At 65.8% G+C, this 17,705-nt stretch carries 12 protein-coding genes; 3 read left to right on the top strand and 9 right to left on the bottom strand.

Annotation, left to right across the window (positions count from 1 at the left end; all coding sequences use genetic code 11):
• Positions 1 to 227 precede the first annotated feature (227 nt).
• Positions 228 to 584: a hypothetical protein gene (locus GY769_22900; GenBank protein MCP4204767.1), complete on the top strand. Its 357-nt coding sequence runs from the start codon at positions 228 to 230 to the stop codon at positions 582 to 584.
• A 221-nt stretch (positions 585 to 805) separates the two neighbouring features.
• On the opposite strand, the gene GY769_22895 is transcribed toward GY769_22900, so the two are convergent.
• The 4 genes from GY769_22895 to GY769_22880 all read right to left on the bottom strand — a co-directional run bounded on the left by GY769_22895 (position 806) and on the right by GY769_22880 (position 5,186).
• On the bottom strand, positions 806 to 1,069 hold the full coding sequence (locus GY769_22895; protein ID MCP4204766.1) for an acyl carrier protein: 264 nt from the start codon (positions 1,067 to 1,069) through the stop codon (positions 806 to 808).
• Entirely contained in the window at positions 1,069 to 2,682 is a 1,614-nt protein-coding gene (locus GY769_22890; protein MCP4204765.1) for a radical SAM protein, read from the bottom strand. The genes GY769_22895 and GY769_22890 overlap by 1 nt, the downstream gene beginning before the upstream one ends.
• An 86-nt stretch (positions 2,683 to 2,768) precedes the next feature.
• The gene (locus GY769_22885) at positions 2,769 to 4,460 is read right to left on the bottom strand and encodes a fatty acyl-AMP ligase (GenBank protein MCP4204764.1); all 1,692 of its coding nucleotides are present in this window, start codon (positions 4,458 to 4,460) and stop codon (positions 2,769 to 2,771) included.
• Between the two features lie 552 nt (positions 4,461 to 5,012).
• Positions 5,013 to 5,186 carry a hypothetical protein gene (locus tag GY769_22880; GenBank protein MCP4204763.1) on the bottom strand — a complete coding sequence of 58 codons (174 nt, stop codon included), beginning with the start codon at positions 5,184 to 5,186 and terminating at the stop codon, positions 5,013 to 5,015.
• Between GY769_22880 and GY769_22875 the strand changes: the two genes are divergently transcribed.
• The gene (locus GY769_22875) at positions 5,185 to 6,969 is read left to right on the top strand and encodes a carbon starvation protein A (protein MCP4204762.1); all 1,785 of its coding nucleotides are present in this window, start codon (positions 5,185 to 5,187) and stop codon (positions 6,967 to 6,969) included. The two genes, GY769_22880 and GY769_22875, sit on opposite strands and share 2 nt — an antisense overlap.
• A gap of 22 nt (positions 6,970 to 6,991) precedes the next feature.
• Here GY769_22875 and GY769_22870 read toward each other — a convergent pair whose 3' ends face one another.
• Entirely contained in the window at positions 6,992 to 8,059 is a 1,068-nt protein-coding gene (locus tag GY769_22870) for a flippase-like domain-containing protein (GenBank protein ID MCP4204761.1), read from the bottom strand.
• A gap of 99 nt (positions 8,060 to 8,158) precedes the next feature.
• Between GY769_22870 and GY769_22865 the strand changes: the two genes are divergently transcribed.
• Positions 8,159 to 9,508 (top strand): sulfatase, encoded by a 1,350-nt coding sequence (locus GY769_22865; GenBank protein ID MCP4204760.1) that lies wholly within the window; start codon positions 8,159 to 8,161, stop codon positions 9,506 to 9,508.
• 267 nt (positions 9,509 to 9,775) lie between these two features.
• Here GY769_22865 and GY769_22860 read toward each other — a convergent pair whose 3' ends face one another.
• The 4 genes from GY769_22860 to GY769_22845 form a co-directional block, all read right to left on the bottom strand.
• The gene (locus GY769_22860) at positions 9,776 to 10,870 is read right to left on the bottom strand and encodes a DSD1 family PLP-dependent enzyme (protein ID MCP4204759.1); all 1,095 of its coding nucleotides are present in this window, start codon (positions 10,868 to 10,870) and stop codon (positions 9,776 to 9,778) included.
• Positions 10,871 to 10,918: 48 nt separating this feature from the next.
• Positions 10,919 to 11,707 (bottom strand): hypothetical protein, encoded by a 789-nt coding sequence (locus GY769_22855; GenBank protein MCP4204758.1) that lies wholly within the window; start codon positions 11,705 to 11,707, stop codon positions 10,919 to 10,921.
• Positions 11,708 to 11,738: 31 nt separating this feature from the next.
• On the bottom strand, positions 11,739 to 15,470 hold the full coding sequence (locus GY769_22850) for a UvrD-helicase domain-containing protein (GenBank protein MCP4204757.1): 3,732 nt from the start codon (positions 15,468 to 15,470) through the stop codon (positions 11,739 to 11,741).
• Positions 15,467 to 17,705, bottom strand: a 2,239-nt coding sequence (locus tag GY769_22845; protein MCP4204756.1) for a hypothetical protein, incomplete at its 5' end; no start/stop codon positions are given. The genes GY769_22850 and GY769_22845, both read right to left, overlap by 4 nt.

Raw genomic sequence — 17,705 nt, 5'->3', positions numbered from 1 at the left:
GCCACTTCCACCTCCCGTGATGAGGGCCACCTTTCCTCGGAATGCCATCGTTCGCATCTCCTTCATTCTGGGGCCGTTCGGCGCTCTCAGGCCTGCGGCCGCTAGATCCATTGGCGCTGTACATCGAGACCCCAACTGCGGAAACCCGGGTCGACGTATTCCTACTGGCTTCCCTCGACACAGGCAAGAATCGCCCTCCAATCGCGTACCTCGTTCACGGTATGACGATGGGTGCAATCGAGGAACCTTCGCCCGGCCTGGACATCCGTCTGCGTCTCGTCGATGAGCTCGCTGAGTCGAAGCACCGCGTGCACCTGCCGGGCGGCACAGATCTCCACCTTCGCGACGTCCGCCCCCCAGCGCTGAACGCAGCGCTGCTTTGTACCGTCGTCCGCGAAGAGGGGCTCCAGATCCGAGAGGGAGGGCGGCGCTTCCACGGCGCCCTGGTGGCGGTCGCGCGCTTCGACCTGCGACACCGCAAGGCCATTCTGGCGGTGCGCGCCGCGATCTCGCCGTCCTGGGACAGGCTGGTGATGATCCCCAGCGGGAGCCCCGCGTCGATCCAGCGCTTACGTAGGAAGTAGCCGCAGAAGTTCGAGCGGTTGTGCCAGAACGTGAAGACCGCCGCGCGGCGGGACTCGGCCAGCGACCGAAGATGCTCTTCTCCCGAGATCGCGACCACCCTGCAGGTGCCGAAGACCGTTGCAAGCAGCAGCCGGACCAGAAACGCCGCCGGGGTTACGTACCAGGGATAGCGTCGGATCTCGCCGTTAGCCTGCATGCCTCACCGGCCCGGATGTGAAAGCTACGTCTGAACGGGGAAACGTGCGTCGACCACCGCCAAGATGTCGCCGACGGTGCGGAGGTTGGCCACTTCCTCGTCTTCGACCTCGATGTCGAGCTTGTCCTCGATCTCTACCAGCACCTGGAGGGCTCGCGGCGAGTCGATGCCGAGATCACCGACGAGCTCGGTCGTTGCCTTGATCTCGGAGAGGGCGACGCCGGTCTCGCGCGCCAGAATCTCGAGCACCGCTCGAGCCGGTGTTTCGGGATGCGTCGAGGGGGACATCAGCCGGCAGCCGAGCTCCCGAGCGTCACCAGTCCGCTGCCGGCCGTGTCACCGGCGACGGCCGTCATAGACGGTTGCTCGGTGACTCGCGGCTCCCAGAACCCGCCGCTCTCGTAGAGGCACCGGACCTGGGCGTATCGGAACAGCGAGAGCATCACCGCGGGTCCGGTGTCCGGCTTCTTGGCCATGGCGGTCATGATGTCGGACCACATTTTGCGCTCTTCCGGGCTGCGCCGGATGAGCTTCTTCAAGATCGTGACCGCCTCGGCTTCGATGGGTCGGAGTGAGGCCTTGGCGGTCTGCTTGCCGGGAGCGAACGGTCCGCGCAACGGACCCATGGTCTCGATCATTTTGATCATGCGCTGGGTAAAGGCCTCGGGTGTGTAGAGGCTGTTGCAGAGCCACTGTAGGCCGTGGAACATCTCTTCCTTGGTCAAGTTCATGTGGACGATGTTGGTGTCCCAGGGCGTGCCCGCGACCTCCGAGCCGTCCTCGGTCAATCGGCCGCTGGCCTCCATGCGGTCGAAGAGGGGAGTGGCCGCCGGAGCCACCAGGGCGCCGAGCGTGAAGATCGGCACCGCATTCTGCATCGCGAAGTCGTACTGAACCTGGAAGATGTCCTTGGTGTCGTTGTCGAAGCCGACGATCATTCCGGCAACGACCGAGATCCCGTGCTCGACGAAGACGTTGATGCGCTCGGTCAGATCTATGCCGACGTTCTGGCGCTTCTTGGTTTCCTTGAGGCTCTCGACATTGGGCGTCTCGACGCCTATGAAAACCAGGGTCATGCCGGCTTCGGCCAGCATCTCCATCATCTCCATGTCTTTGGCGGCGTCGATCGAGACCTGGGTGTTGAACGACACCGGCCCATCCGGGCGCGAGTTGTTCCACTCGGCCAACGCCGCCAGCAGCTCCTTGGCCTTCTTGCGATAGGCGGTGAAGTTGTCGTCCGCGAGAAACACCGATCGGTAACCGATGTCGTAGAGCTGGTCGAGCTCGGTAATGATCTGTTCGGGCGTCTTGTGACGCTGTTTGCGTCCGAGGTACTGGATGACGTCGCAGAACTCGCACTCGAACGGGCAGCCGCGCGAGGTTTGAACGCAGGCCATGAGCGTCCGAGCGTTGGGATAGAGGTCCCAGCGCGGCAGAGGAGAAGTCGTGATGTCGGGCTTTTCGGGCGTGACGTACTCGGCCTTGAAGCTGCCCGACTCGAGATCGGAGAACAGCTCGTCAGCGATGCCCTCGAGCTCGCCGACCACCAGAACGTCGCAGTGCGGGCGCAACTGCTCCGGCGACAACGAGGCATAAGGGCCGCCGATGACCACGGTCTTGCCCTTGGCGCGAAAGGTGTTGGCCACCTCGACCATTCGGTCGCCTTGGGTGATCTTGCCCGTAATCCCGACGATCTCGGCCGGATGGTCGAAATCGATCGGCGAGATGAACTCGTCGCAGATCGAGATGTCCCAATCCTGCGGAGCCATAGCGGCCACGGTCGGAGTCGCGAGGTCCGCGATCCCCTGCGCACCGGAGAAGCCCCATTGCTCGAAAACCTCCGCCCCGAAGTAGCTCGGACACACGGGTGCCGGATTGACCAAATACAGCGATCTGCTCATAGAGGCGGCAGCTTACCAAAGTCGCGGCGCCATCTTCGGCGACGCCATTCGTTGGCGTCCCCTGCCGGCTGGTTTTGCGTGTCCTTCTAGCTCAGTCGTGTCAGCTCGCCCGAGAGGTAGCGGTCTCGAATCAGACCGCGCTGCACCTTGCCGCTTGTGGTTTTCGGCAGCTGTCCCCGCTTGACCAGTACGACGTCCGCGAGAGTCAATCCGAACTCGTGGCCAACTTCGACCCGAAGCTCGCGCGAGAGCTCGTCGAGCTTGGCCTGGTCCTTCTGGCTGACTTCGAGCACCAGGATGATCTGTTCGCCCTCGCCGCCGTGGCTGACGCTGAACGCCGCCGCACGCTCGAGGCCGCCGCCACCACTGACGGACTCTGCGAGCCACTCGAGCTCGTGGGGCATGAGGTTCTCACCGCGGATGATCAGGAGGTCCTTGAGCCGGCCGGTGAGGTAGAGCTCGCCGGACGCCAGGAACCCGAGGTCGCCGGTGCGCAGCCAGCCGTTGACTAGGCTCTCGGCCGTGGCCTGTGGATCGTTGTAGTAGCCGTTGAAGATCCCCGGCCCCTTGGCCCAGACTTCTCCGATCTCGCCCTCGGACAGCGCCGAGCCATCGGGCGCCGTGATCCGAACCCGGGTGTCGAGCACCGGCGCGCCCACACAGAAGACTGCGCTCAGACCGAAGCCGCCGGCCGTGCTCTGAATGCTGGCAGCCTGTGGCACCGGCAGAGTACGCGGCACGCCGCCGGTGTCGTCGATGGCGACCACCAGTGTGGCCTCCGCCAAACCGTAACCGGGGCGGTAGTTCTCGGGGTTGAAACCGCAGCGGCCGAACTTCTCCAAGAACGCCGAGACGGTTTCGGGCCGGATCATTTCGGCGGCCGAAAAGGCGACTTGCCACCCGGAAAGATCCAGGCCGTCGAGGTCGGTGTTTTTGATGCGATCGACACATAGCTGGTAGCCGAAGTTGGGCGCCGTGGCCACGCTGCGTCCGCCCGATCCCAAGAGCTCGAGCCACAGCCGCGGCCGCCCAAGGAACGCCTCGGAAGGCATGAGGTGGAGGTCGACGCCCTTGAGCATCAGCGTCAGGTTCGAGATCAGACCCATGTCGTGGTAGAGCGGTACCCAGGAAGCCCAGTGGTCGATGAAGCCGCGAGAGTCGTCGCGGTGAGGAGCGGCTACCCCGGCATCGAGCGCGAGCGCGTTGTGAATCGCTCCGCCGTGGGAGATCTGAACCGCTCGCGGAAAGCCGGTCGAGCCGCTGGTGAGTTGCAGAAAGGCGGTGTCGGCGGGCGTCGCCCGCGCCGTTATGAAAGAGGCGGAGGGATGGTGTGACCCGATCTCTGCCGGTGTCGCGCAGGCGGGGAGTGCTGGCTCGGAGGCCGGGAGGTCGGCGAGCTTCTTGGCCAGGCTCTCGGTGGAGACGATAAGCCTGGCTTCGAGCTTGCCGACTACGCCGATCAGCTTGGCGAGCTGTACCTGGCTGGCGCCCACCGCCGCTCCCGGCGCCGTCGCGACGGGTAGGGCTCCGAGGTGAATCGCGCCGAGCCAGACGTCGAACCAGTCGAAAGAGGTCGGCAGAGCCACCACGACTCGGTCGTCCGGCTCTATGCCAAAAGCGGCGAGGCGAGCCGCGGTTCGCTTGGCTGATTCCAAGACCTCCACGTACGAACGCCGTCCCAGGGCTCGGCCGCGACGGTCGAGAATGGTGAGGCCACTCGCCGGGGAGTCACGAGCCGCGGAGGCCAGGGCTTCGGGGAGGTTGGGGAAGGCGCTCAAGGCGGTCGAAAACCTACCACGGTTGTATCGACCGTCCTCTCTGTCGCGCGTCGACGGCGGCTCGCCAGGCGCGTTCTCCAGGCGCCGATCGGCAGAGCACCGGCCAAGGGCCGCCTCGGGCTGAGAGGACTGCCTGGGTCCGACCCTCGGCTGCGCGCCGCTACGCGCAAACCGATGGTAGCCTTCGTGCGGGATTGCCGAGCGCTTGCGGCGAGCCCCTTGGCCGGCCGCCTGCCGGATCGGCTCTTTCTCGGCGCGCCTCGAACCGGAGAGCGGGGCTCGGCCTTGCCGGGGAGAAGCTGTTTGAGACGGTGCGAGAGTCCGGCACAGGCCTCCGGTGGTCTCCGACAGGGCGCCGCAGTGGAGGGCGGCGACAAGGCGGCTCGCCAGGCGATTCGCCAGGGGGCTCGCCGCAAGCGCTCTGAGAACCGAATCGGAGGCCTCTGATGGTTTGCGCGTAGCGGCGCGCAGGCGAGAGCCCGAACCCCTGCAGGCCGACTGGCTCGAGCCGTCCCCTGGAGAACGCGCCTGGCGAGCCGCCGTCGACGCGCGTCAGAGAACCCGCTCGATCGCATGAGCCGACTGGCTGACACCAGCAGGCCGAGAAGCCAGAGGCGGCCCCTGGCCGGCTGCCTGCCGATCGGTGTCGAAGCGCCGGTTGTTGCGAAGGAAGCGGCTTGCCATGCAGTAACCTAGGCCGGTTTCATCGTCCGAGAACAGTTTCATGGCGGCTCTCGTAACGGCATTCTGCTTCGTCGGCTACTTCCTGGGCTACTACTTCTACGCCCGGTACTTGGCGCGCCGGGTCTTCGCGCTCGATCCCGCGGCGTCGACACCCGCGCACGAGCTTGAAGACGGCGTCGACTATGTCCCGACCCGTCCGATCGTGCTGTTCGGGCACCACTGGGCGTCGATCACCGGCCTCTCCCCGATGCTCGGCCCGGCGGTTGCCGTGATCTGGGGCTGGGTGCCGGCGATGCTCTGGGTGGTCTTGGGCGCGATCTTCGTCGGATGCGTTCACGATTTCGGTGCCCTCGTCGTGAGCATGCGGGCTCGGGGCATGTCGATCGGCAAGGTCACGGAGGGCATTGTCGGCAGTCGGGCCAAGACCCTCTTTCACCTGATTATCTTCTTCGGGATCGCGCTGGCGATGGGCGTGTTCGTCTACGTCATCGCCGTACTGTTTTCGATCAGCGAGAGCTGGGACCCGGCGGACCCGATGGCTGACTCGGCCTCCTTCCCGAGTGCGGTCTTTCCGTCGGCGTTTCTCATCTTGCTGGCGATGGCCATGGGCTTCCTGCTCTACAGGAAGCGCTTCCCCCTGCTTCCGACCACGGCCGTGGGGTTCGTGCTCATGCTCGGAGGGGTCCTCGGGGGCCTCGAATGGCCCTTGCTCTGGATGGATCGCGCAAGCTGGCCGGGCATCGGCGGATGGACCGGCTGGATCTCGGTTCTGCTCGCCTACTCGTTCATCGCCTCGGTGTTGCCGGTCTGGAGTCTGCTGCAATCGCGGGACTTCCTGAATTCGCTGCTCCTGTACCTGGGTCTGGGGCTGGCCTATCTGGGGATCTTCGTTTCGCGACCCGAGTTCGTGGCGCCCGCGTTTCGGCCCGAGCCGGCAGGGGCTCCGAGCTTCTTCCCGTTCGTTTTCATCATCATTGCTTGCGGCGCGGCGAGTGGCTTTCATTCACTGGTCTCCTCCGGCACGACCGCTAAGCAAATCGCTTCCGAGCCGCATGCGCGAACGATTGGCTACGGCGGAATGATCGGAGAATCCCTGCTGGGCCTGCTTGCGGTTCTCGCCTGCACCGCGGGCGTCCTCAGTGCCGGCGGCGCATCCGCCAGCGAAGTCTGGCGGGCCACCTACAAGGACTGGGGCACCATGCAGTCTCTCGGAACCCAGGTCGGCGTCTTCATCACCGGTGCCGCCGGCTTCATCGGTAAGCTCGGATTCGTCGATCACGAGCTCGCGACCGCGTTCATCGCGATGGTCGTGGTCTCGTTTGCGCTCACAACTCTCGACTCGGCGACCCGGCTACTGCGGTTCAATATCTCCGAGATCGGAGAGACACTGGGCTGGAGGTTTCTGAACAACCGCTTCGTGGCCTCGATTCTAGCCGTGGCCGTGATCGCGTTCTTCGCCTTCTACGAGATCGATGGCAAGCCCGCGGGGCTGGCGCTCTGGCGTCTCTTCGGCACCATCAACCAGCTGCTCGCGGGGCTGGCACTTTTGGTGGTGACGCTGTACCTGGTTCAGCGCGGCAAGAATCCCTGGTTTACCGGTGTGCCGATGGTGTTCATGCTGGTGTCGACCCTGGTAGCGATGGTCTCCAACCTGCGCGGATTCTGGCTGCAGTGGGCCGAAGGCGGTGCGATTCTGTTCGTGGTCGGCTCGATCCTGTTGCTGCTGGCTCTCTGGCTGGCGGTGGAGGCAGCGTATGCCCTGGCGAAGGCCCGGCGAACTCCACCGATTGCCACTCCAAAGGTGTTCGTGACAGATCCGGATTGACTCCGCAGGGCGCCCGTGCTTGCTAGGTTCGTGACTCCGGTTCTTCGCTGCGCTGCCCCTCACGTGCTCGCTCGAGACCCAGCTCGACGGTGATCAGCGACGGCAGGCCGAAGGCGAGAACCAGGATGTAGTGCAAGCCTCGGTAGAGAAGTGTTCCGGCCACGGCCTCGAGCCGCCCGATGCCGAGCAGGTCGTAGCCTCCGAGGAGAGCCGCTTCCATGGGGCCCAGGCCTCCGGGCAATCCGGTCAGCGTTCCGATCACGCTACCGATGCCGAGGACGGCGCCCACTACCAATAGGGGCACGTCGGCTCCGATCGCCCGAAACAGGAGCCACTGCGCGAGGACGTTGGCGCCGATATAGACCCAGGTCAAGATCGCGGTGTGGGTTACGTGCGGAATCGAAGCGAGGAGCTTGGCCATCACTCGAGGAATCGCGCTGCCCTGCTGCACCAGTCCGTCCAGGCGCTCCGAGCCGGACGCCTTCTCTCCGATGCGGGCGGCGACCTTGCGCAGCCAGCCCTCCCGGCCGACGATGAAAGGAATCGCCGCCAGCAGCAGGATCAGAGTGATCATGGCCGTGACGCCGAGCCCCTTCCACCCTAGGAGAAAGAAAACATAGGCCACCGCGAGCCAGGTGTAGACCGTCGTCGCGGCCTGGTGCATGAGCTGATCGAACAGCACGATGCCGTACTGGAGGGCGAAGTCCTTGGCGCGGCCCGCGGCCATATAGCGGCCGCGGAGCACGCCGCCGAAGAAGCGCAGAGCGACGTGGTTGACGAATACCGACGCCATGAGTGCAGTCGCCCTTCGAAGGAAGGTGCTGCGCTGGCCCGCACGCGAAATACTCAGGGCCCATCGCGCCTGCCAGAAGTACCAGCGCGCCGCCAGCAGTAGAGTCGCCGTCACCAGCAGGACCGGACGCGCCTCTCGAATTCGCAGACTGAGATCATCCCAGGACAGCGCCTGCACCATTCGCCACGCCAGGGCTACGCCGAGAACGGCGATCGTCACTTGCACCAATCGGCGGACGAGCTTTCGCCGGCGGCGGGCCGGTGCCGCTTCGGCGCTGTCTAGAAGGGTGGTCTCCATCCGCGCGGTGTCCTCGGGAGTCGGTACACTAGCAGGGCGGGGTGGAAGTCGAGGCGGTAGGAGGCATCTGGTAGATTCCCTCGCGCTATGAGAACGGCTTTGCAGCGTTTGGCTCTATTTGGCCTGTTCCTGGCGGGCCTGGTGGGCGCGCCTTGGCCCGCTCCCTGCGCGGCGGCAGAGGCACCGAACATCATTCTGATCTCGGTCGATACCCTGCGAACCGATCGCATGTCGGGATACGGTCATAGCCGCCTGACCAGCCCGAAGATCGACGAGCTCCTGGCCTCCGGTGCGCGTTTCACCGAGGCTCGGACACCGGCGCCTCTGACCGCTCCGGCGATGTCTTCGGTCATGACCTCGCTGCATCCTCACGAGCACGGCTGCACGCGAAACGGATTGAGAGTGCGTCCCAGGCTGGTGTCGTTCAGCAAGCTCCTCGAGCGGCGCGGATACCGTACGGCCGGTTTCGTCGGGAACTGGACTCTGAAATCGGAGCTCTCGGGGCTGGGGGAATACTTCGAGGAGTACGAAGCGCTGCTGAATCGCAAGCGCTGGTTCGGAATGGCGAAGAGGGAAGCAACGGCCGAGGACATCAGTGGGATGGCGCTGGAGTGGCTCGGGGAAGCGCTCGGCGACGGCACCGACAAACCGGTCTTGCTGTGGGTTCACTACGTCGAACCCCATGCGCCGTATCGGCTCCGCCGCGAGTACCTGAAGCAGATAGGGGTGAAGGCCGGCGGCACGTTTTTCTCGGCCCGAAAGCGCTACGACAGTGAGATCGCCTACGTCGACGACCAGATCGGTCGGTTCCTGGACCGCACGGGCGAGCTCATCGATCTCGAGAACACTCTGATCGTCTTCGTGGCCGATCATGGTGAGAGCCTGGGCGAGCACGGCTACTGGGGGCACGGCCGCCACCTCTACGATGTGACCCTACGGGTTCCTATGGGTTTCGTCTGGCCGGCTCGAATCGGGCCGGCGGTGCTTGAGGCGCCGGCGTCGATTCTGGATATCGCGCCCACGGTTCTGTCGTTGGTCGGTCTGCCCGTACCCGGACACTTTCAGGGATTCGACTGGGCCGGAGTGTTGAATCACGGAGAGGCCCCGTCGATGGACCGCGTGACCTGGCACCAGGCGCATCGTTCCTCGGTTCAACCCAGTGAGGAGATCGAGAGGTTGCGGCAACGCGGGCTTCTGGAAGTGGGCAAGGTGGTTGGCGGGCGCAAGGAGGTGATTCGGGTGACCAACCAGCGCCGCCGATTGTTCGAGCTGGCGGCGGATCCCGGCGAGAAGGAGAACCTGGCCGCCATCGGATCGGCTGTGTCTGGGGATCTGACCGGCTGGGTGGCTGCGGTCCGTGCCGGGCTCGCCACCGCCGACGAGCTGCCGCCGCCGTCGCTGACCGACGAGGACATGGCGGCGTTGAAGGCGCTGGGCTACATCGACTAACCGCCGCCTTCGATCTCACCCGAGCGGAGCTGTTCGGCGTTGCGATCCGGTGGGCTCTAAGCTGGTGCGGCGCTCGCTAGGCCGTTCGGCAGGCAGCCGCCCCGGGAACGCCTCGGGCGAATCTGCCTGCTGTGGTCGGGCCCTCGGCTCGGCGTCGCTGCGCGCAAACCGGGTATGCCTACGGTGATTGTGCCGAGCGCTTGCGCCGACGAGACCGACGGTCGGCTGTCCTGCCGATCGGCGGCTGAGCTTGAGAGAACTCGGTACTCAGTTCCGGCCGCGCAGTATCGGCCAGTGGTCGACGACTTCGTCGCCGCGCACGACGGTGTACTCGTCGAACTGGGCGGCCGTGAGACAGGAGTGCTGGGGCAGGAGACGCACTCGCTTGCCGACCGGGTGACTTCCGGTGATCCAGCCGTGCTCCTGGGAAAGCGCGAAGACCTTCAGGTTCGGATCTAGGCTGCCGGCATCGTAGTCGAGAAAACCGCATCCGAAGCTCGGTCGGTTCAAATCCGAATGGCCGGCGTCCTTGGAAAGCGCCAGGGCGCCGGCGTCGAGGATGGCGTGCTCATGTCCCGAGGACACGACCGAGGTCAGCACGGTGAGTGCACAGTTCGCGATTCTGCAGGAGCCGATCTGGGCTTGCATGCCGTCGAAAAAGACGTAGTTACCCGGTCGCGCTTCATCGACACCCTCGAGATTCTCGACGGCCGACATCGCGGGAGTCGAGCCGACCGAGATCGTCGGAACCTCGATGCCCTGGCCGCCTAGCCGCTTGGCGAAGGTAGCCATCACCTGCCGCTCGTGCTCGGCGATGCGGGCCAGCTGGTCTTGTCCGGTGGCCCGGTAGGCCTGGCCGGAGTGGGTCAGGATGCCGTCGAAAACGAGACGGTCGGAGCTCGCGATGCGGGCGGCAAGCGCCAGCGCCTGTCCGCTCTCGGGATCGACGCCGGCGCGGTGAAAGCCACAGTCGATCTTGAGCAACACTCTCAACGCGGCATCCGCCTGCTCGAGAGCGTCGATCGCTTCCGCCGAGTCGACCAGCAGCCGCAGGGTGATCTTCCGGCTCAGCTCGACCGCTTGCCGAACCCTGCTGAGAGGAATCGGGAAGGCCCAGGTGATGTCATCGAAGCCGGCCTCGGCGAATCGCTCGGCTTCGAAGAGAGTTGCCACGGTGATGCCCTGCGCGCCGCTCTCGAGCTGCATTCGGGCAATGCGAGGACTCTTGTGGGTCTTGATGTGGGGGCGCAAGGCGACGCCGAGGCGCTGACACTTCTCGGCCATAGTCGCGATGTTGGCCTCGAGCTTGTCGAGGTCGAGAAGGAGCGCGGGAGTCGCGAGATCGGCCAGATTCGGGGACACCGTTGCAAGGGTGTCCCCTCACGACTGGTTTTGCAAGCGCGTCCTCGACTAGAACCGGACGTGGGCGCCGAAGAACACGCCATCGAGATCGAACTCGAAGCTCTCATCGTCGTCTTCGATGTCGATCTCCAAGGTGCGCGCGCCGGCGACAACCATCAGCTTCGGCAGAACGAGAACCCGGATCCCGTACTCGGTCTCATTGACGTCGCCTTCGTCTCCGGTGACAACCTCGGTGGCTTCGGCGAACAGCTCGACCCGCTTGCCGATTTCGAGCTCCGCGATCAGACCGGCGGCGCCGAACGCGGCTTCGTAGCGATCGGTCTCGGAGAGCAGGACGGGGGCGTCGGGAGCGCTCAGCGCGAGGTCGCCGCGGAAGCCTTTGAGCTCGAGCAGCGGACCGAGGCGAAAACGGCCCTCGGAGGCCGAGATGAATTGCCAGGCGAACCCGGCGCGTCCGTACTCGAGCGTGAAGTCGGTGACCACCCTCTCGCTGACCGTGAAGTTCTGACCGACGAACGTGATCGACCTCGTCACCACGTTGTCGCCGCCGATCTGAAGCTCGGGCACGAAACCGAGACGGATCATCGTTCGTTTCGAGGGTCTGAAAACCAACCTGCCCTCGAGCGCATCGTCTTCGACGAGACCGAGGTCACGCTCGAAGTCGATGGCCTCGTTGACGCCGCCGCCGACTACAGTGAACCCACCCGAAGGGTCCGCGGTCCATTGCCTCGCTTCGATCGAGGCAATCGAGCGCTCTCCTGCGAGCGCGGTTGACATTCCGAGCGTGAGGCCGGCGGCGAAAACAGCGAGAGTGCGGAGCGCGCGTGAGGTCGACATGCCGGAAGCCTAGCGCCGCGGTCGGGGGCGGCTATGAAACAGGCCACACCCGGTCCGGCCACAGAAACCAGAGCTCGGTGCTCGGCCGCGCGTCGAGCCCCAGGCTCTCGCCGACTGCGCGAGCGTAGGTCGAGAGCTGGGGAGCATAGGCCTGGGCACGGGAGCGCAGTTCCTCTTCGCTCTCGATGCGATCGGTCTTGAAGTCGACCACCGTGTAGGCACCGTCGGGAGCCTTGAGAACCAGGTCGACGGTCCCACTGATGCCGGCGACCGGCTCGGATTCGTCAATGCCCGTGGGTGGCAAGAGAATCGGGAGTTCACGCGCCACCACCGTGGTCGGTGCCGAGAGCAGTCGCTCGAGCAGCTGACCCGATTGAAGCCGAGCCAGGACCTCCGCCAACTCCTTTCTCCCCGCCTCGAGGTCGGCACCGGACAGGAGACTCGCGAGATACCGTTCCGCTCTCCCGGACTGGACACGGCGTTCCTCTTCGAGGTCGGCGTCGAGGTTCCAGGACTCGAGGGCACGATGGACGGCTTTGCCGATCGCGAGCGCGGCGGCGCGGGAGTAGGGAGGCGGCTTGCCGTCGGGCGATTCGAGCTGCCGCTTGTCGTCGAAGCCGAGTGACGCGGTGGCCAGAAAGGGCCTTTGCTGTCGCCGCCCGGCTGCCTCGCGGTCGGCGGTGAGCTGCTTCGACGTCTCCGCGACTCTGGCTGGCGAGGGCAACGCGCCGGTGGTTGCGGGCGGTGCGGTCGGCTCGCTCGCCCGGGACAGGCCGGGGAACTTCCAACAGACGCCGGCCGCGTCGAGCAGGCCCTCGGGTCGCTGAGTGGCGTCCCGGGCGAGCTCCGTCAGCGAGTCCGGTTGTCCATCGCGGTGACTCAAGAGCTCGACGTAGGTCGGTGCTCCGCCTCGGGACCTGGTGGGCGTCTCGGGCCAGTTGCCCAGCATGACGATGCGCCTTTTTGCCCGGGTCATGGCCACGTAGAGCGTTCGGACCTGCTCGGCGGCCGACACGCGCTCGCGATGGCGCTCGACCGAATCGAAGCCGAGGGTCTGGGCGTCGAAAAGCACGTACTCGAGCTGCTGGAAGCCGTCCCAGCGGCGGTCCGAGTCGAACTCGCTGCGCTCGGAGGACCGGCCGCGGGCGTGAAGCTGGGCCAGATAGACGTGACCGAACTCGAGTCCCTTGGCCTTGTGAATAGTCATCACCTGTACCGCGTCTTCGGCGGCGTCCTGAGGCAGAGCCTCCTCGGCGTCGAGAGCCATCGACACGCTGCGCCGCAGTGCGCGCAGCACCGCTCGGACGTCGCCGCCGCGCGTTTCGAGCCCGGTTTCGATCGAGCGAAACAAGCGCTCGAGGTTGGCCACCCGGTAGCGCCCGAGATAGCGGGCGCCTTCGATGGCTTCGCTCAGAAACGCCCAGCGCAGATGCTCCATGAACCGGTCGGCGGGCTCGTTCTTGAACGATCTGCGCAGCGCGGCGAGAGCGCGAAGGGAGTGGAGCAGGAGACGGTCCCAACCGCGGATTCGATCGATTCCCGGTACCTCGGGGGTGACGCTCGCCGCTTCTTCGACGACCGCCTCGATCTGCGCCAAAGTGTCTGAGCGAGCTTCGCCGTCGAGCTCGGTCAGCAGGCGCGGAAAGCCACGGGACCAGAGCGGGATGAGCGCGGCGTCGGGGACTCCGACGATGGGCGAGCGCAGCCAGGTCAAGAGCGCAACGTGATCTGCCGGAGAGACGACACACCGAATCAAAGCCGAGGCGTCGATTACCTCTCTGCGCCGGAAGTACTGTTTGTCGCTGGTGACGATAAAGGGGACTCCGGCGTCCCGGAAGCCGTCGAGGTAGGTGTCGAGCCGGCTGGCGTTGCGCATCAGGAGCGCGCACTCCTTCCAGCGAGTGCCGGCCGCGTGGAGCCTGCGAATATCCCGAGCAATGGCGCGTGCCTCGATCTCCGCGGCCTCGGCGTGGCGTGTCTTTGCTTTCCAATCGGGGTGCCACGAAACCCAGTATTCGACCGGAGACCAGGGTTGCTCCGGATTCGCTGCCTGCAGATCGGCATCAGCTGCTTCGGTCGCTGCTACGAGCGGTTCGAAGGCTGGCTGCAGACCGTCTTCCTCGGTCATGACCGGTGACACCGCTCGTTCCACCTCGGCCAGAACCACCGAGTGGGATCGGAAGTTCTGGACCAGCGAGTAGCGCTCGCCGCCCGCTCGAAGCGCCATGCCGACCAGACGGTTGTAGGACTCCAGGTCGGCGTTGCGCCAGCCGTAGATCGACTGTTTCGGATCGCCGACGATGAACAGGCCGGGGGCCGGTCGAGAGCCGGGCTCGGCCGCCTCGGCGCCGTTCGTCGCTGCCTTTTGTTTGGGCAAAGCCAGCAGCTCGACGATGTCGCACTGCAGCCTGTCGGTGTCCTGAAACTCGTCGACCAGCAATTGGCGAATCCCTCTTCGCTCGCGCTCGAGGATCCGGCGATGTTCACGCAAGAGATGCCAGGCCTCGCGAAGCAGCGCCTGGAAGGTCACCACGCCACTCGCTCGAGCTTCCCGCTCGACCTCTTGAAGGAGCGGCAGGATGGCTCGTCGCGCCGCGTCGAGAAACTCGGGGCGGGCACTGCGCAGATACGAGATTCGCGGAACCAACCGCGCCGCGATATCGGCCAGCTCGCTCGTGCGTTCCCCCAGGGTCGCCTGCTCGCCCTTGCCGAACCTGCCCTTGCCCCATTGCTTGAAGTGCTTCCAGGCCGAGTCGACCCAGGTCGAGCGCAGGGCGGCGCAGATGGCGCGAGCCCCGTCCAGCCCGGTGACGCCCTCCTTTTCGGCCTGTTGCAGCAGGGCCACGGACATCTCCAGAGCCTTCTCGACCCGGGCGGGGTTGGTGGTGCGCTTGATGTGCGAGAGGTCACCGCCGGCGACATCGAGGAGGCGTTCGAAATCCTCCAGAAGCTCTCTCGAGACGCCGTCAACCAGCTCGGGATGGAAGGGATCGGTCTCGAGCCCCGCCGCGGGAACGCCTTCGAGGATGAAGGCCCACAGAGCATCGACGATTGCCTGTGGACTCTTGCCGTAGGCGGCGAGCTCGAGCAGCGGTGAATCACCACTCTCTCCGGGCTCGGCTTCGAAACCGGCTTCCATGTACGCACGTTTGATCCGGCTTTCGACTACCGAGCGCACGATCTCTTCGGTGCGCTCGCCGCGAGCATCGATGGTGAAGTCCGGGTGGAGGCCCGCCTCTAACGGGTGACGGCGCAGAAGTGCGTGGCAAAAGGCGTGGATCGTACTGGCGGTCAGACGATCCAGTTGTCCGAGCAGTGCGCGCGCCCGCTCCGAGAGCAGCTTGGCGTCGGGCGCTCCCGCGATGAGCCCGGGGTCGAAGCCCGCCCAGACCGTTTTTCCGGTCGCGATGTCGGCCAGGCGCTCGGCGACGCGACTCGCCATCTCGGCGGCCGCGGCCTCGGTGAAGGTGATCGCGACGATGCCTTCGAGCGCCCTGGCCGCTATGGTCTCCTCCGGTGGAACGAGCTGCTCCGGCGGAAAGGACTTGCCCTTCCTCTTCAGCTTCTCCGTTTGCTGCACCTCGAGCTCGGCACGGGCCTCCTCCCAGCCGGGTCCCAGCGCCCAGGACAGGATTCGCGCCACCAGGATCGTGGTCTTGCCCGTGCCGGCGCCCGCTTCGACAATCACCGGCCGATCGAATACGGCCTGCGATGCGCTACGGGCCTCGGCGTCACCACGAACCAGAGACGCCAGTTCGCTCATTCGGCTTCCGCCTCATCCGGAGCGAAGGCGTCCCTGTCCGGTAGATACCAAGTGCGCACGACCGCCGCCTCGGGTGTCTCTTCCGGTGTGGGCCGATGCCGCGGATGGCGGGATTCCGTCCAGCTCCGGAGACGCCCGCGCGCACCGGAGTCGCCCCGCAAACAGGCCTCGGCGACGGCGCAGTAGCTGCACGTCACCGGCTCGGCATTCTGATGGTGTTGAACCAGCCGCGGGAAGAAAGCCCCGCGTTGCCAGGCGAGCAGGGTCGCGCCGACGGCGCGGTCCAGCAGACCCCCGATCTCGCGGTCGTTGGCGCGGACCATGACCTCGCGATCGCGGTCCGGATCCAGCGCCGGGCTCAAGAAGGCATAGCGGCCGACGTCTTGGTCTCCGCCGCCGGCGCGCGCATAGAGCGCCGCCTGCAGACGCTCGCCCGCGGCGATCGCTTCGACCAGGAGCTGCCGGTCCTTTCTGCGGTACATCGAGTCGCCGCCGAGGCCTTTGCCGGTCTTGTAGTCGGTGAAGATCAAGCGGTCCTCATTGCGGTCGACGCGATCGGCTTTGAAGCCGATCGTCGCCGGCGGGTCCGCCCAGGCGACTTGGCCGTACTCCTCGCTGGCCAGGACCTCGAATCGGCTTTGGCCTTGGATCCAATCGAGGGCACGTGCGGACTCGAGATGTTGGCGGCAGACGCCCGCGAGCACGCGGTCGAACCCGGGCAGGGTGATTCCTTCCTCGAAGGCCACGGCGCGCGCGCTGGCCTCGAGGATGCGCTCGAACTCCTTGGGCTCGGGCCACGGGATTGTGCCGCCGGCGGCCTCGCGCGCGCGGGCCAGATCCGTGATCGGGTTCTCTAGAGCGGCGTTGACGATTGACTCGAGGACCCGATGCACCAGGTTGCCGATGAGCAGCGGATTGACTCCGGGCAGGACGTCGAGAGGGTCGGGGAGCGGCTCGACCCGGAGAACCCGCTCTACGAACGTGCGCCAGGGGCAGCGAGCCACAGACTCCAGGGTGGTCACGAACAGGCGCTCGCGTCGTCGCGGGTCGGCCTCTTCCGAGGGCGGACCGACGAAACCGAAATAGGGTCCCAGGCCGGCGAAGGTGAGCTCCCCGGACTCTGAGCCGCGGACCGGGTCGAGCTCGGCGAGGATCCGCAGGCGGATCGAGGCCAGCGACTTTGCACCTTGCTCCGCCGCGCCATCCGGGAACCGTTCGCGAGCCTCTCGCTCGGCGACCTCGAGGACGCCGGCGAACTGCTCGCGCGAGCCGAAGATCCCGACCACCGTCGCGGTTTCGACGGCGGGTCGGAGGTCGACTCGCCGCGCCACAGCGGTCGCCACCTCGGGCTCCGAGAAGAGCGGTGCCGCTGAGACGGGGGTCTTCCAGCCTTCGTCGGGAGACGGGTGTGACCAGCGCAGCCGTTCGACCAGTGGCGAGGGGGTTCGGAAGACGTGGTCGTCGTCGACCTCGAGCCAGGAAACGACTACGTTGGGGCTTGCCGACATGAGCTGTGCAAACAGATAGCGCTCTTCGTCGAAGCCGCGGAGCTTGCGATGGAGGTCGGGCAGGACGCCGAAGCCGCGGCGAGAGATCACCTCACGGAGACGATCCGGGAGCAAGGGGTCTTCCTGGATGACTCGCGGAAAGACACCCCTGTTGAGACCGAGGAGAAACAGGTGCTCGAAGGTGCGCGAACGCGCTTCGACCACGTCCAGGACCTGAGCTCCGCCCCCCCGACCCCCGAGGTCGGTGGCGCCGAAATCCTCGAAGCGGTAAGAGAGCAAACTCGCGAACTCCTGAAAGTCGAGCTCGACGCCGCCGGGCATACCCTGCGACCAGATGTGAAGCTCGGAGCTGAAGTTATTCGAGAGCTCGGATTTCGGATCCCAGCCCAGAAAGTTCTCGACCAGCCTTTGGAGGCCGTGAAGGTGCTCTGCCAAGGTCGTGGCCGCGTTCCAGCGCATCAGGTGCTCTTCGAGCCTCCTGGCGTCGTCGGTGGCGGCCTCGACCAGCTCGACCGCCAGGTAGCGATGAGTTGCCCGAGGCTCGCCGTCGCCGGCCTCGAAACCACCTCGAACCGGCAGTCGCAGCCCCTCGCCACCGCTCGCGCCCACGAATCGCCGTACGTCCAGATTGGCCGCTTCGACCAGCCGGGCGATGCCCAGCGCATGGAAACCGAGCTCCAGATCGTTGCGCAAGCCATGTCCGAGCCGGCGGGCGTCGAGCCAGCGG

It is taken from the genome of bacterium (assembly GCA_024224155.1).
In the GTDB taxonomy this organism is placed as follows: Bacteria; Acidobacteriota; Thermoanaerobaculia; order Multivoradales; family JAHEKO01; genus CALZIK01.
Note: the sequence above shows the minus strand (reverse complement) of the source record. Positions and strands in the feature narration are given on the sequence as shown.